The sequence below is a fragment of the Brevibacterium gallinarum genome (assembly GCF_014836885.1).
GTDB classification, from domain to species: domain Bacteria; phylum Actinomycetota; class Actinomycetes; order Actinomycetales; family Brevibacteriaceae; genus Brevibacterium; species Brevibacterium gallinarum.
Window position 1 is genome coordinate 1 of the sequence record NZ_JACSPY010000037.1, and the last position, 882, is coordinate 882.

Sequence of the window (882 nt, forward strand, 5' to 3'; positions counted from 1 at the left end):
CTAGGGCGTGTCTGACAAAGTTTACGGTTGGTTTCTGGAACTCTTGAGTCATGTCTCGATTCCAGCTGCTCACTGATGACCAATGGGCTCTCATCGCTGACTACCTGCCAGCACCAACAGGCAAGCGCGGACGCCCCTTCTCCGATCCCAGGCAGATGATCGAAGGCATCATCTACCGCTACCGCACCGGCATCGCCTGGCGCGACCTGCCCGAGACCTTCGGTAAATGGCAGACCGTATGGACCTGGCACCGCCGCTTAGCCTCTGACGGCACCTGGGATGCCATCCACCAGGCGCTGACAGACTTTGCGGCGAAGAATGACAAGGTCGACTTCACCGTCTCAGTCGACTCCACGATCGCTCGTGCTCACCAGCACGCAACGAACATCAGCCGCGTAAAAAAGGGACTCGTCGAATTACAAGGATCTGCTGACCGAGTCGCCTGACCACGCCTTCGGCCGCTCTCGTGGTGGCTTGTCGACAAAGACTCATCAGCTCGTCGATGGCCACGGACTGCCATTGGTCACGATCTGCACTGCCGGCCAGGACGGCGACAGCCCTATGCTCGCTCCTCTGCTGGAGAACCTGAAAGTCGGTCGACGCACCCGCCCAGATGCGCTCCTCGGTGACAAAGCCTACTCATCGAAAGCGAATCGCTCATTGCTGCGCTCACGAAAGATCGAGGCAGTCATCTCCGAACCGACCGATCAGCAAGGCCATCGTCTCCGGCGAGGATCAAAAGGCGGCCGTCCACCGAAGTTCAACGCAATCAAATACAAACACCGCAATGTCATCGAGCGTAGCTACGCCCGTATGAAACAGTGGCGAGGACTGGCCACACGATATGACAAACTCGCCATCATCTACCGGGCCGCTATCGTG

The 882-nt window shown here is 58.4% G+C and carries 1 protein-coding gene; it reads left to right on the forward strand.

The annotated features are described in order from the left end of the window. Window positions 1-50: 50 nt before the first annotated feature. Window positions 51-882 (forward strand): IS5 family transposase gene (locus H9634_RS14370; protein ID WP_191727485.1). Its coding sequence is split into 2 segments (ribosomal slippage), with 831 coding nucleotides annotated over them: window positions 51-407 and window positions 409-882; the frame shifts between segments, so codons are not numbered across the junction. This gene is flagged as partial in the annotation.